Origin of the sequence: Paraburkholderia suaedae, from assembly GCF_040812055.1 — a bacterium.
Classification (GTDB): Bacteria; Pseudomonadota; Gammaproteobacteria; order Burkholderiales; family Burkholderiaceae; genus Paraburkholderia.
The window spans coordinates 344,879-358,884 of the sequence record NZ_JBFOAH010000004.1 but is presented as its reverse complement, the minus strand read 5'-3'; the positions used below and the strand labels follow the sequence as shown (position 1 = coordinate 358,884).

Here is a 14,006-nt window from a genome sequence, read left to right as displayed (position 1 = left end):
ACGACGCTACCAGTCGTTTTTGAACGTTCAATTCGCAACGGACAATGGTCGCGTTTTTTGAGCAATCAGTCTGAGAGCGAGCGCAGTCAGATGCCAACGGTACTGTGAAGTGGTTCAACGATGCAAAAGCCTTTGCACTTATCGCGGCGAACGACGGTGGTGAGGACCTTGTCGCGCATTTCTCTGGGATTCAGGCAAACAGGTTCAAATCGCTGCAGGAAAACCGGGAGGTCGGCTTTGCACGACATTTGAACTTGGCGGGGACATCACGTTTCCAAAAAAAGTGCATGCATCGCGACCTTTTCATAAAGTCCCAAATGCCGGGAATTCGAATAACAATTTGCATAAAAAAACCAGTCGATCCGCATTTTTCCGCCCCGCCCTCATTCACGTTTCTGACATGCGCAAACGTTAAACTCCGCTGGCTGAGGGAAAAAACGCTCAGTACAAGCCGCTCCAATTTTAGATCAGCGGTACAGAACAGATCTGAGAAGTTCAGTTCAGGAGCAGGGATTTCAATTCCGTTTGTTTTCTGGAGATAGAAAATGAAAAAATGCAGACTGATTCAGTCTAGCATTACATTAGGATTACTTACTGGTTCTATACTCTTCCCAACCCTCCAAGCAGGCGCAGCATCTCAAAGCACCATGGAACTGTTGCCAACCGGCCAGTTCATCTCCCCGAGAGCCATTCCCGGCGCCGTCCAGCAGTTGCTCAATCCACAGCTTTCGGCCAAGTCGACCCAGGTGGTCAGCGGTGCCATCAAGTCGCAACTCAGCCCGGACGGCAACACGCTGGCCGTGATCACCGCGGGCTACAACACCGTCTACACGGGCGCCAGCAACAGCACGCTGGACAAGGCTGACTCGACCCAGTACATCTTCATCTACGACGTGTCGGGCGCGAACAAGGCGCACCCGATGCTGGTGCAAGTCATTCACCAGAACAACGCGTTCGACGGTCTCGCCTGGAACGGCAACCAGACGCTGTACGGCGCCGGCGGCGCCGACGACACGGTCTACGCGTATAAACGCGCTTCGGCTGCGCCGTCGGCCCAATTGTCGCAGACCGCGGCCATCGCACTGAACCACACGAAGGGTATCGGTTCGGGCGTCAAGCCGAATGCCGGCGGCCTGGCTGTCTCCGCTGACGGCCGGAACCTGGTCGTTGTCAACAACTACAACGATTCGATCTCCGTCATCGATACGGGCTCGAACACGCTCGTTTCCGAATACGACCTGCGTCCGTTCAACACGTCCGGCCAGCAGGGCGTCCCCGGGGGCGAATACCCGTGGGCCGTTTCGCTGAAAGCCGACGGGACGGCGTTCATCTCGTCTGTGCGTGACCGTGAAGTCGTGGTGGTGAACCTGGCGAACCCGGCCGCGCCGCAGTTCATCACGCGCATTCCGGTGAAGGGCAATGCATACGGCATGGCCTTCTCGCCTGATCAGTCGAAGCTCTACGTCGCCGTATCGAACGCCGACCAGGTCGCCGTCATCGATACCGCCAGCCACAGGGTCGAGAAAACGATCGACATCGCCAGCCAGAAGGGCGACGGCAACGACCAGGGCAGCGGCAACAACAAGAAATACAGCGGCCGCGATACGGTCAACGTGACCGTATCGAAGGACGGCAGGACCCTGTATGCGGTCAACAACGGCGACAACTCGATCGCAGTGATCTCGCTCACTGGCGAGAACGGCTACCACGTCAACGGTCTGATCCCGACCGCCTATGCGCCGAAGGACATCACGCTGAGCGCCGATGGCTCGCAGATGTACCTCATCAACGGCAAGTCGGTCACGGGCCCGAACCCCCTCTACACCTCGGGTACCAAGGCCCAGTACCAGTTCGGCCTGGAACAGAGCAGCCTCATCAGCGCCCCGGTCCCGACGGGCGATGTGCTTGACCAGCTGACCACCCAGGTGGACGAAAATAACCATTACTCGGTGAGGGAGTCGGATAGCGATCGCGAGACGATGAACTTCTTGCGCGCTCGCATCAGGCACGTGATCTACGTCGTGAAGGAAAACCGCACATTCGACCAGATCCTCGGCGACCTCGGCAACGGCTCGAACGGTGATCCGACGCTGACGATGTACGGCAAGGCCACCACGCCGAACTTCCACAACCTCTCCAGCAACTTCGTCACGCTCGACAACTTCGCCGATCCCGGCGACGGTTCGATGGACGGCTGGTCGTGGGTGCAGCACGCACACGTTACGCCGACCGAGGAAGTTTCGCAGCAGGAGAACTACGCTGGCGTCAGCCGCGGCATGGCGTATGAATCCGAAGGCTCCAACCGCGGTCTGCCGGTTGGCCTCCCCACCACCGCCATGCGCGACTTCGCCACGAATGGCAGCTTCACGAGCGCTACGTCGTCGCTGCCGGGCGGCGCGGCCAACGCGCTGCCGGGCAGCGCCGACGTGTCGGTGCCGGATGCGCCGTTCGGCTACGAGAAAGCGAGCATCTACGACGCGGTTCTGCAAGCCGGCGGTGCGGTCCGCAACTACGGCGGCATGGTCAACAACGTTGGGTCGATCGGCACGATTGCCAAGCCGCTGCTCGATCCGGCCGGTGCCAACATTGTCCAGGCTCACCCGCTCAAGCCTTCGCTCGCCAACCTGACGGACCCGTACTACCGCGGCTTCGACCAGGCCTATCCCGACACCTTCCGCGAACTCGAATGGAACCGCGAGTTCCAAGGATACGTCGCAAACGGCCAGCTCCCGTCGTTTGAAATGGTCCGCATGGGCTCCGACCATACCGGCAGCTTTGCGCAGAACGTCGGCCAGATGGGTTCGGCCGAGCAGGAAGAAGCCGATAACGACTTCGCCGTTGGCAAGCTGGTCGAAACCGTCGCGCGCAGTCCGTATGCACAGGACACGCTGATCGTGGTGGTCGAGGATGACTCGCAAGCCGGTTCCGATCACGTCGACTCGCACCGCTCGCCCGCATACGTCGTCGGCGCTTACGTGAAGAAGCACGCCGTCGTCAGCACCGCCTACAGCCAGGTTAACGCGCTCCGTACCATGGAAGACGTGCTCGGGACCCAGCATATCGACCTGAACACGGCGTACGCGCGTCCGATGTCGGACCTCTTCGACACGAAGTCGGACGGTTCGTGGACCTACACGGCCGTTGCTTCGACGATTCTGAAGAACACGAACGTGGGCAACGTGGCAAGCGGCACCGACGGCAACCAGTTTGCCCAAGGTGAGGACATTCATCCGCTGCATGACGCGACGTATTGGGCGAACGCGACGAAGGACTTCGACTTCTCCAAGGAAGATCGGATTCCGCCGGATCTGTTCAATCGCGTGCAGTGGAAGGGCGTGATGGGTGACAAGCCGTATCCCGTCCCGCACTCGATCTACTCGAACATCGCAGCCGACGGCTCGAAGACGGTCGCTGCTGCCGACGACGACGACGATTAAGCAGATCGTCGCGTCGTCCGGTCCGTCTGTATCGGGCGGGGTTGCATTGCCTGATGCGCGAGACACGAAGTAGCCAGTCACGGCGGGTCGCTGTCCCTACGGACGGCCGCCCGCCGACCTTCTCACTATCGTCTGCAACAATCACCAGCATCGCGTGAAGCCAAAGAACTTATCAAGGTCCCGAACCGCAATTGCGATATCGGCGCTGTTTACCGCTTTGTCATTTCCCCATGTCGCGAGGGCTCAGCAAACACAAGGTCAACAGACGCAAACCCGGCAGACGCAACCTGAGAGCACACTCGGTGAGATATCCGTCAACGCTGCGACGGCCGCGGCCGGGCGCGACCATAACGTCAACGACCCGTATCAGGTCACGGGCGTCACCAAGACGGGTACCGCGCTCGGCGACCTGCCGATGAGCGTGCAGGTCATTCCGCGCGGGATTCTCGACGAACAAGGCGTCACGTCGTTGCAGGAAGCGATCCGGAACGGCAACGTGTCCGGCGTGAACTATGGCGGTACCGATTCGAAAGGCTTCACCGACCACTTCATGATCCGCGGCCTGCAGGCGCAGACCTATGACGACGGCTTCTCGGACGGCGACCAGGTCAACGGCCCGACGCGTTCGCTGCTGGGCGTCGAGCGCATCGAAGTGCTCGAAGGACCGGGGTCGGCGCTGCTCGGCAGCGGCCCTCCGGGCGGCGCGATAAACCTGATCCACTACACGCCGTCGGCGCAGTTCCACTGGGGCGGAAATATCCAGGCCGGTTCGTTTGGTACCGTTAACGCCAGTGGCTACGTCACCGGTCCAACCGGCATCGACGGACTGAACTATCGCGTGGACGCCGCCGCCGGCCGCTCCGACGGCTACCGCGACCTGGCATCGTGGAACAAGGAAATCCGTCCCGATCTGCAATGGAAAATCGGCGACCACAAGATCGAATTCTCGATCGACGCGCAGGACTATATGGCAACGCCCGACTCATACGGGATGATCTATTACAAGGGGGCGCCGATCCGCAATGTCCCGTTCGACGCCAAATATTCGACGCCGTTCGCGAACGCACACGGCAACTACGTACGCGCCACGCTTACGGACGAGTGGCGCATCAGCGACTACCTCACGATCAACAATCGCCTGTCGTACATGCACCACACGCTGGACTTCTACAGCAACGGCGACAGTACGCACGCGAAGGTCAAGGGCAACACATTCACCGGCCGCCAGCTGCGCAATCAGAACGATTCGCTCAACACGACCGACTACCAGTTGGAGCCGGTTTGGAAATTTTCGACGGGCAGCATCCACCATACGCTGCTGACGGGCTTCGAATACCTGAACCAGGATCTCAACACTGTCAAGGCGACGGCAGACCTTCCAAACATCGACGACATCTTCGCGCCCGTTCCGACGGAAACCTCCATCGCAAGCCTGCATTTCCAGTGCGCGCCCTCTCACTCGTGCCAGAACGACCATGTGTACGCGAACTTCTACAGCGTTTACGCGACCGATCAGGTGGACGTGACGGACAAGCTCAAGATTCGCGCGGGCGTGCGCAAGGACTGGTTCGATACGTCGCTGACCCTGAACCCCCTCCCCGGCGAGCCGAACCGTACCGCCAACGACGGCATCGCGCTGGTTCAGGGCAATACGTATACGCGCAACGATGCACCGACAAGCTGGAACGCCGGCGTGCTGTACAAGGTCACGCCCTGGATGACACCGTATTTCGGCGTGTCGCGCAGCTACCTGGCGAATTTCAACTCGGAGAACGATGCGTTTTCCATCGGCCCGCCGGAATCGGCGCTGCAATACGAGCTAGGCGTAAAGTGGTCGCTCGACGATGGGCGCTACGTGCTCAACACCGCGCTGTTCGACGTGAAGCGGGAACACGTGGCGACCCCGTTCGGCAACGACCAGATCGCGTTCGATTCGCAGCGCACGCGCGGCGCCGAGGCCTCGCTCGACGCGGATCTCACACCGAACTGGCACGTGTACGCGAATTTCACCGCACAGCACGCGCGTATCACTTATAGCCCAGACACTCCTGGCGCGGTCGGTACGGTCCCGCAGGGCGTGCCCGCCTATATGGCGAACCTGTGGACGACGTATCGCTTCAGTCTCTTCGGCAGGGCGGGCTTTCATGCGGGTGCCGGCATCAATTACATGAGCCGGATGACGAACGGCTTCGCCAACGGCTACGACTGGGCGCCTGCCTCCTTGATCGAGAACCTGCAGTTCGGTTATTCGGAGCCTCACTGGGGGGTCGATCTGAACATCGACAACGTCACCAACCAGCGCTACTACATCGCCACCAACGTGGTCGGCGCCTACCTGGGCCCGCCGTTGGCCGCCTACGTCACCTTGCATGCGGATTTTTGAGGAGGATCGATTATGCCGATGGACACCCTACTACGCGTCGCCCATCAATCCGGCGGCGTGTTGTATGTCATTGCCGTGCTGCTATTCGTCTCTTTGACCGTCGTCATCGAGCGCGGGTGGTTCCTGCAGCGGGTCGCGCGCGACGCCCACGCGGCGCTTGCCGAACTGGACCAGCACAAGGCGCTGAGCGCGAGCGCGCTCGCGGCATGGGCCCAACGGCACGACGGGCTCCCGACGGGCAGCCTGATCGCAACCGCGGGCCGGCTCGCCGGTCGCGCCGATCGCGACACGCTCGCCGGGAGCCTCGAGGAAGCCGTGATGCGCGAGGCTCCCGGCATCGACCGCTTCCTGTGGGTGCTCGATACCGCCGTCACGCTAGCCCCGCTGCTCGGCCTGTTCGGCACGATCGTCGGCATGTTCGACGCGTTTCAGGTGCTTTCGAATCCGGGCAACGCGCCGACCGAGGTGACGGGCGGCGTCGCCGAGGCGCTGATCGCGACTGCGTCGGGCCTGTTCGTCGCGATGATCGGACTCGTGTTCTTCAATGGCCTGCATAGTCGCGTGCGACTCGTCGTGCATCAGCTCGATACGCTGAAGACCGCGCTCGTCAATCGCCTGACGAGCGACATGCCGGATGTCCAGGTCGCGCTGCAGGCGGAAACCGAAACCCCGCACGGGGTGATCGGGTCGCTCGGCCGGCGGGGAGCATGACGTGAAGTACTTCGAGGCACGCAAGGCGCGCATCGAGATCATTCCGATGATCGACATCATGCTCTTCATGCTGGTGTTTTTCATCATGATCACCCTGCACATGATCCCGAACGCGGGCCTGCGGACGCAGCTGCCGTCGGCCGCGAGCGCACAGAGCCTGGCGCCGCCAAAGGTGACGGTAACGCTGGCGACCGACGGCAGCGTGTCGGTCGACGGCCGCACACTCAGCACGGCCGATCTGACTGCGCTGCTCGCGAAGCGTCCCGATCGAGCGCATACGATAGTGACCATCGGGGGCGCGAAGGACGCGCAATTGCAGAAGCTGGTGAACGTGATGGACGCGTGCCGCGCGGCCGGAGTTACGCAAGTGTCGCTGGCCGCGCAACCGGAAAAGGTGGACTGACATGTCGTCCCTGCCGACCGCCGCGCAGCATGCGCCCCATCCCGGCACGCGCAAGCCGATCTATATGTCGGCCACGCTCGCGCTGGCCGTCGAGGCGCTCCTGCTTGCGGGCGTCGGCGCGTGGCTGACTCATCCGCGCATCTCTGCGCCGAGTCGGCATGAGCCGATGACGATCACGCTGGCGCCGCCGGCGGCCCAGGCGCCAAAGCCCGCGCCCATCGTCGGACGCGAAGCGTCGAAGCCGGTGCCGAAACCGGCCGTGCAGCCGCGTCGCGCTCCAGCGGTGCATCAGGCGCGCATCGCGCACGCGCCACCGCAGCCGCAGCCGCAGCCGATCATGCCACCGCCCGCGCCAATTCCGGCGCCGAACACCGCGCCCACCCCCACTCCCGCTGCCGCTGCCGCTCCCGCTCCCGCACCGCGTCCCGCACCAGCGCCCGTCCTCGCCCCCGCCCCCCCTGACGCGAGTTTTGAGGCCGCGCTGCGCGCCGCGATTGAAGCGGCGCTGCGCTATCCAGAATCGGCCCGCATGGAAGCGATAAGCGGACGGACGCTCGTCGGGTTCGTCTATCACGACGGCGCAATGTCGGAGATACACGTCGTGACGTCCAGCGGCATAGGCCTGCTCGACCATGCCGCGCTCGCGGCCGTGCGCGACGCCGTGTGCCCGCCTCCACCGCATGGGCTCGAGGGCAAGAGCCTGCCCGAGCAGCTATGGGTCGATTTCACGCTCGACAGCAAGGGGTGAAGACCATTGCTAGTCCTTATCCACGGTAGTCGTCTCGGGCTCGCCGTTCCAGTCAATGGCCTTTTCAAAGTAACGGCGCGCTGCAGGCTTGTCACGACGGGCGCGCAGCAGGAAATCAACCGTGTTGCCCTGCTTGTCGACCGCGCGATATGGATATTTCCATGACCTTTGACCTTGACGTAGGTCTCATCGACGCGCCAGCTCCTGCCCACGGGCCGTTTGTGTTTGCGCAATGCTTTTTCAAACACCGGCAACAGTTTGATCACCCACCGGTGCACGCTCGAATGGTCCACCTCGATACCCCGCTCGGCCATCATTTCTTCGAGGTTACGGAGGCTCAATGAGTACGCCACGTACCACCGGACGCACAGCAGGATCACGTCCAGCGGGTAGTGCAGCCGCTTCAATACCTTGCCAATGCCGGCGGGCAGCATCTTGCTCGGCGTCTGTAAAAACTGCGAGCGCCTGCTACGTGAGGCGCTCGCAAACTATCTCCGGAGCATTACTGGATTGATGTTGCGCGCTTTGTCAAGTTGACGCCTGTAGACTACCTGTTTGGCGCAAGCGTAGTTATCCTTATTAGATGGCTTTCTGAGATGCGGAAGTGACAGTCCAACCACGCCATGTGGCTACCCTTCAATGCGCGGCTCATCCTCGGGAAGCGAATGCTCCGCTTCCACGAGTTCAGCACCAACGTTGCAAACATCAATGGTCGTCGGTTGAAGAACGCCCGTTCTTGCCGCACGCGGATCACGAAAAGACCAGCCGTCACTCAACCGTTCGATCCGGCCTTAGAAGCGGGTGCGGATGCCGGCTCCCACCACCACCTGGTTCTTCGTTGCCGCAATGCCGCCGATATAGGAGCTTGCGCCTTCAAATGCAGCCAGGCCCGAACCCGCCTGTGGCGACAAACCGCCGCTCAGGTGTGACCAGTTGGCGACCGCGTAGACGTCCGTGCGCTTCGACAGGTTGTAATCCGACGACAGGCTGACCTGATTCCACTTCGGCGATGCCGCGTTCTGAGCGTTGCTGAACTTGCCATCGGTGTAGGTGTAAGCCGCGCCCAAGGTCAATGCCGGGGTAAGGTTGTAATGCGCGTTCACTTCGTAGTTCGTGAAGTGGACATATGCGGAGTTTGCAAGCGACAGAGCCGCGGTGCCACTGGTGAAACCGGTTGCATTGTCCAGCTTGCTGTCCGTGATCACAAAGCCAACTTTCGCCGCGCCGAACGTGTAGTTCAAGCCGCCGCCGAGGATACGCTGACGTCCTGCGGTGAAGGCCGCATCAGCGCTGCTGCTGGCCGCGCTGCTGTCAATTGCGCCTCCGGTGTTGGTGACTACGCCCAGGCCCGCAGCGTTGTTGGTCAAGCTGTTGTTTAGTTGAGTGTAGCCCAACGTCGCCAGAATCGGGCCGTTGTTGTACATGGCGCCGAAACTGTATGCACGGTTGTTCCCGAAGCCGCCGGCCTGGTTCGAGAAGCCAAACAAGCCGCCGAAGGTCAGGCCGGCGTAATTCGCGCTCTGGTATTTCACCGCGTTGTTGATGCGGAACGAACCCAGCATGTTGTCGTTGTCCAGCGCGTGCGCGAAGACATTCCCGCCTGCGCCGTTGAAGTTTTCCATCGACACACGGCTAACCCAGTCGTACATGAATTCGTTCTGACGACCCACGGTCAGGGTGCCGAGCTGATTGCTCGACAGGCCGACATAGGCGTTACGGCCGAATTCACGGCCGCCCTGGCCAAGCTTGCCGTTGCTCAGCGTGAAGCCGTTTTCCAGGACGAACAGTGCCTTCAGACCGCCCCCCAGATCTTCGGCGCCTCTCAGGCCCCAGCGGCTGCTTTGCATCATGGCGTTGCTCAAGGCGACATTGCTGTGGCCTGTGCTGCCGACGCGGGTGTTGCTGGTGTAGCTGATGCCGGCATCCAGCAGGCCGTAAAGGGTCACGCTGCTTTGCGCGTGTGCTGCGGTCGCGCCGAGTGCTGCAAGCATCGTAGCAGACAGTACTTTGTACTTCATCAAATCTCTCCGGAAGTGAATGTTCCTCGCAAACGGGGCCTGGGTTCGCGAGAGACCGAAGTCTAGCCGTGCGAACAGTGATGAACTTCGCAACTATCTATTTCGTATGTTTCACACATATATGTCAAAGCCGTAACCTTCAGGTCATGGTGCCGACAGCTGAAACATCGGTATCAGGCGACTTGATGAGCAGAGACTTCACGTGGCGACTCTATTGAGCCGGTTGATGGTCCTTGACCGGTTCGCCCTCCCTGAAGACCCTGCCTTTCAGTAACGACTTGATCTTGTCGGGGCGATTGATACGGCGTCATTTTTTCCCTGCTTCCTCAATCGGCCCGAATCCCCGACCCAAGGAGGGAGGTGGCGACACTTCCAGCGTCCTTTTGGTGAAAACTGAATTCACCGAACAGTAACGATGGTCATAAAATCCGCGCCCGGACAGCCGAATCCTTCTCAGCCAGAAGTCCGACGGGGATTGGCATTACCGAGGTCATCACGTACCGCGGTTGCGCAAAACATTTCGCGCCACCCCCCGCCAACGGCGCTGGTAGAAAGCCAATTGAAGCGCTACCGTCTCGCCGCTGTCATGCTCCGCAAGTAACTTTTGGTAATGTGGTCAACCTTAATAACGGAGCAGAGATGAAAAAGCAGCGAGCGTCCGAACAACGCTATGTTTCGAAAGTTCCAGCCGTTCTCGCGGCGTGCGCTGGCGTCGCCGCGCTTGCGTTCGCGGCATCTCCCGGCACTGCCACGGCGAAAGATCAGGACAGCGAATCAGCCACCCAAACGCCAATCAAACATGTGATTGTCATCGTCGGTGAAAACCGCACGTTCGATAACGTGTTTGGCACGTACAAGCCGGCGAACGGGCAATCGGTGCAAAACCTGCTGTCGCAAGGCATTGTCAACGCGGACGGCTCGCCGGGCCCGAACTTCGCGAAGGCACGCCAGTATCAGGCCACAGTGTCGGGAACGACACAGTTCTCGTTGGCACCAACGATCAAGAACCCCTACAGCACGCTGCCTTCGCCGAACACCGGCAGCTCGGCCACCGCGGCGAGCGACGCGACCGGTGCTCCATACGCGACATACAATGCCGCCGCACAGGCCGAGGGCGGATCGCTTGAAATCTCGGACATCGGCCAGTTGCTGACTGGTGCGTCCGGCTTGCCGACAGGCGCAAAGGATACGCGCGTCGCGAACTACAACGCACTGCAAAGCGGCCCTTACCCGCTGCAATCGCCGCAGCAAACATCACTGTACGACGAGTACCTGGGCGGTCCGGTGCACCGCTTCTACCAGAACTGGCAGCAGTCCGACTGCGACGTGTCCCACGCCACCCTCGGTAACCCGAGCGGCTGTCTGATGGACCTGTTTGCGTGGGTCGAGACGACCATCGGCGCGGGCAGCAACGGCAATGCACAACCCATGTCGTTCACCGACCAGACCACGAAGGAAGGTTCAAACGCGCTGGGCTTCCACAACTCGAGCAAGGGCGACATGCCGTATTTCACCCAGCTCGCACGCACCTATACGATCAGCGACAACTATCATCAGCCGGTGATGGGCGGCACGGGCGCGAACAGCATCATGGTCGGCGCCGCCGACGCGTACTACTACACCGACGGCAACGGCAATGCGACGGTGCCGCCGTCGAATCAGATCGAAAATCCGAACCCGCTGGCGGGCACGAACAACTGGTACACGCAGGACGGCTATTCGGGTGGCAGCTATAGCGACTGCTCGGACACGAGCCAGCCGGGCGTCGGGCCGATCAGCAAGTATCTGGGGTCGCTGCCGTACCATCCGAAGATGAACTGCGCGCCGCAACACTACTACCTGCTGAACAACTACAACCCCGGCTACAACGGCGACGGTACGGTGCTCGACAGGATGAAGTCGCCGTTCACGATCCCGCCGTCACCGGTGCGCACGATCGGCGACACGTTGCTCGAGCGTCACATTCCGTGGAAATACTACGGCGAAGGCTGGAACACGTTCGTCACCGACCCGGCGAAGAGCGTCTACTGCAACATCTGCAACCCGTTCCTGTACGAGACGTCGATCATGACGAACCAGCAGGTCCGCGATACACACCTCGCCGATACCACCGACCTGTATGCGGACATCAGCGCAGGCAAGCTGCCGGCCGTATCGTTCGTCAAGCCGGGTGGCAAGCTCGACGGGCACCCGACATCTTCAAAGTTCGGTCTGTATGAGGCGTTCGTGCGAAAGATCGTCGATGCAGTTCAGAGCAATCCGAAGCTTTGGGCCAGTACCGCGATCCTGATTACCGTGGACGAAGGCGGCGGCTACTACGACTCGGGCTATATCCAGCCAGTCGACTTCTTCGGCGATGGCCCACGCATTCCGATGATCGCGGTGTCGCCTTATTCGCAGGGTGGGCGCGTCGCACACGGGTATGCCGACCACGCATCGCTGGCCAAGTTCATCGAACGCAACTGGGGCCTGCCGCCGATCACTAACCGCAGCCGCGACAACCTGCCGAACCCGATCCAGCGGAACAACAACCGGTACGTGCCTGTCAATGCGCCGGCGCTTGGCGATCTGTTCGACATGTTCAATTTCGATTCGGGCCATGGTCACCACGGCGATAACCAGAAAATCGGCAACGCGAATGCTGACGAGCCGAGCGGCGCCAAAGGGGCCATGCCGTTCTAATCGCCTCTGAGCTGCGCGCGGCGGGCTAGCCACGCATCGCCGCGCGCAAAGACGATCTGTCGGCAAAACTCCTGACTTATGCGTAGCCTGTGAAGACGCGGCCATTTTCAGCAATGCAAGCTGGAAAGCACGCCTGCAGATAGACAGGCACTACGAGACCGACACGCCCAGGAGCCGCCCAACGCCGAACGTGAAAGCCGCAGCGATAAGCCCGATGGCAACCTGGCGCGATGCAGAGAAAGCTGCATTTCGTCCGTTGAAGAGCGACGTGAAGACTCCGATGGACGCGAGGGCAAGAGCGCTCAAAGCAATACACTGCGCGATGGCGGGCAATCCATGCGTCCATAAGAACGGCATGACGGGAAAAATTGCGCCGACCGAGAACAGGCAGAAGGAGACGCCGGCAGCCGACCACGGATTCCCGCCCAGCTCCGCGGGGTCCAGTCCCAGTTCCTCCCGTGTCAGCGTATCGAGGGCCTTGTCCTTGTCGCGCATCATCTGCGATGCCACGCGCTTCGGTTCATCAACGTCCAGACCCTTGGCGCGATAAATCAGCGCCAACTCGTGCTCTTCGGCCTCGGGCGAAGTCTCCAGCTCGTCGGCTTCTTTTGCAATCTGTGTGCTGGCCAGCTCCCGCGCGTTGGTCACCGAAAGCCACTCACCCAGTGCCATCGAGCACGCGCCGGCTATCAACCCGGCGAGCCCCGTCAGCATGATCGCCTTGTTGGCCGTGCCCGCGCCCGCGACGCCCATAATCAGACAGAAGTTGGACACCAGTCCATCGTTCGCACCGAGCACTGCCGCGCGTAGATCGTTCCCCGACGACACCCCCTTGTGCCATGATTCCGCTGCGGCGATTCGCGCGCCTTGCGACATGTTCGGGCCGCCGCCGTGAGCCAGCGTCTGGACAACTGCGGCGTGGTGATGTTCGTCGGCCGACATGTGCCCCGCATCCGGTTGCCCGTGATATTTATTCCGGTCTGCGTACTCGGCTGCGGCAAGCGTGGGCAATACAAAACCCGCGCCGAAAAGGTGGACCAGTGTCCGCATCAGGCGCGTTTTGATAGCCTGTCCGCTCCCCTTCGGACGGACGCCGTTGGCACTCAGCTTTTCGGCCCACACCTGCGCGTGCTCGCGCTCTGATTTGGCCAGGTCGCTATACACCTGCTTGCGGGTTCCATCTTCCTCGACGTTGGCGAGGGTTTCGTATAACGCAGCACTATGAAGTTCATCGGAGAGGTTTGCCCTGAACCGCTTTATTTCGTGTTTCGATGCCATGGTGAAGCACTCGCCTGTTTGTCTCTGGAACGCGAAGCGTAATGTATCCAGGTGTCACGGAACACCAAAACCCTAAAGCGCGCCTTAACCGAGAATGTGAACAGTTCGCATGCCGATTTCGGGGTTCCCCACATGCTGGCTTGCATACGGGTGCCGCCCATGGTTGAAAATCGTTAGAAACCATTTTTGCTGCCGGTTGGCGAGTCGCACAGGCCACTCACGCGCGCCGCATGCGCCTGCGTCGGGTCTCAAATCCCGCCCCTCGATTTGCTGCCATTGCGAGCGTCTGTCGTTTCATCGTCTTCTGCCTTTGCCGTTGCAAGTAAGTTCTATAGCGCTTGAAGCG

The 14,006-nt window shown here is 61.0% G+C and carries 9 protein-coding genes and 1 pseudogene; 7 read left to right on the top strand and 3 right to left on the bottom strand.

Features of this window, described 5'->3' with window-relative positions; genetic code table 11:
- The first annotated feature begins 104 nt into the window (after positions 1-104).
- The 6 genes from ABQJ48_RS08895 to ABQJ48_RS08870 all read left to right on the top strand — a co-directional run bounded on the left by ABQJ48_RS08895 (position 105) and on the right by ABQJ48_RS08870 (position 7,682).
- Complete coding sequence (locus tag ABQJ48_RS08895) at positions 105-542, top strand: cold shock domain-containing protein (protein ID WP_367837390.1); 438 nt, start codon at positions 105-107, stop codon at positions 540-542.
- A gap of 105 nt (positions 543-647) precedes the next feature.
- Positions 648-3,437, top strand: coding sequence for a bifunctional YncE family protein/alkaline phosphatase family protein (locus tag ABQJ48_RS08890; RefSeq protein ID WP_367837388.1), 2,790 nt, complete (start codon positions 648-650; stop codon positions 3,435-3,437).
- A 217-nt stretch (positions 3,438-3,654) separates the two neighbouring features.
- On the top strand, positions 3,655-5,820 hold the full coding sequence (locus ABQJ48_RS08885) for a TonB-dependent receptor (RefSeq protein ID WP_367837386.1): 2,166 nt from the start codon (positions 3,655-3,657) through the stop codon (positions 5,818-5,820).
- A gap of 18 nt (positions 5,821-5,838) precedes the next feature.
- Positions 5,839-6,531, top strand: a complete 693-nt coding sequence (locus ABQJ48_RS08880) for a MotA/TolQ/ExbB proton channel family protein (protein ID WP_367837385.1) — start codon at positions 5,839-5,841, stop codon at positions 6,529-6,531.
- A gap of 1 nt (position 6,532) precedes the next feature.
- The gene (locus ABQJ48_RS08875) at positions 6,533-6,934 is read left to right on the top strand and encodes an ExbD/TolR family protein (RefSeq protein WP_367837384.1); all 402 of its coding nucleotides are present in this window, start codon (positions 6,533-6,535) and stop codon (positions 6,932-6,934) included.
- A gap of 1 nt (position 6,935) precedes the next feature.
- On the top strand, positions 6,936-7,682 hold the full coding sequence (locus ABQJ48_RS08870; protein ID WP_367837383.1) for a TonB family protein: 747 nt from the start codon (positions 6,936-6,938) through the stop codon (positions 7,680-7,682).
- 15 nt (positions 7,683-7,697) lie between these two features.
- Here ABQJ48_RS08870 and ABQJ48_RS08865 read toward each other — a convergent pair.
- Both ABQJ48_RS08865 and ABQJ48_RS08860 read right to left on the bottom strand, forming a co-directional pair.
- Positions 7,698-8,116, bottom strand: a pseudogene (locus tag ABQJ48_RS08865) (IS6 family transposase); the annotation flags it as partial.
- 357 nt (positions 8,117-8,473) lie between these two features.
- Positions 8,474-9,700: a porin gene (locus tag ABQJ48_RS08860; RefSeq protein ID WP_473094114.1), complete on the bottom strand. Its 1,227-nt coding sequence runs from the start codon at positions 9,698-9,700 to the stop codon at positions 8,474-8,476.
- Between the two features lie 639 nt (positions 9,701-10,339).
- Here ABQJ48_RS08860 and ABQJ48_RS08855 point away from each other — a divergent pair.
- A complete protein-coding gene (locus ABQJ48_RS08855; RefSeq protein ID WP_367837381.1) occupies positions 10,340-12,382 on the top strand; it encodes an alkaline phosphatase family protein in 2,043 nt (680 codons plus the stop codon).
- 150 nt (positions 12,383-12,532) lie between these two features.
- Here ABQJ48_RS08855 and ABQJ48_RS08850 read toward each other — a convergent pair whose 3' ends face one another.
- Positions 12,533-13,660, bottom strand: coding sequence for a VIT1/CCC1 transporter family protein (locus ABQJ48_RS08850; RefSeq protein WP_367837379.1), 1,128 nt, complete (start codon positions 13,658-13,660; stop codon positions 12,533-12,535).
- Between the last annotated feature and the right edge of the window lie 346 nt (positions 13,661-14,006).

What these genes read in the sequence shown, in the direction of transcription:
- ABQJ48_RS08890 (WP_367837388.1), top strand. Translation starts at nt 648, where the DNA reads ATGGAACTGTTGCCAACCGGCCAGTTCATCTCCCCGAGAGCCATTCCC.
- ABQJ48_RS08880 (WP_367837385.1), top strand. Translation starts at nt 5,839, where the DNA reads ATGGACACCCTACTACGCGTCGCCCATCAATCCGGCGGCGTGTTGTAT.
- ABQJ48_RS08870 (WP_367837383.1), top strand. Translation starts at nt 6,936, where the DNA reads ATGTCGTCCCTGCCGACCGCCGCGCAGCATGCGCCCCATCCCGGCACG.
- ABQJ48_RS08860 (WP_473094114.1), bottom strand. Translation starts at nt 9,700, where the DNA reads ATGAAGTACAAAGTACTGTCTGCTACGATGCTTGCAGCACTCGGCGCG.
- ABQJ48_RS08855 (WP_367837381.1), top strand. Translation starts at nt 10,340, where the DNA reads ATGAAAAAGCAGCGAGCGTCCGAACAACGCTATGTTTCGAAAGTTCCA.
- ABQJ48_RS08850 (WP_367837379.1), bottom strand. Translation starts at nt 13,660, where the DNA reads ATGGCATCGAAACACGAAATAAAGCGGTTCAGGGCAAACCTCTCCGAT.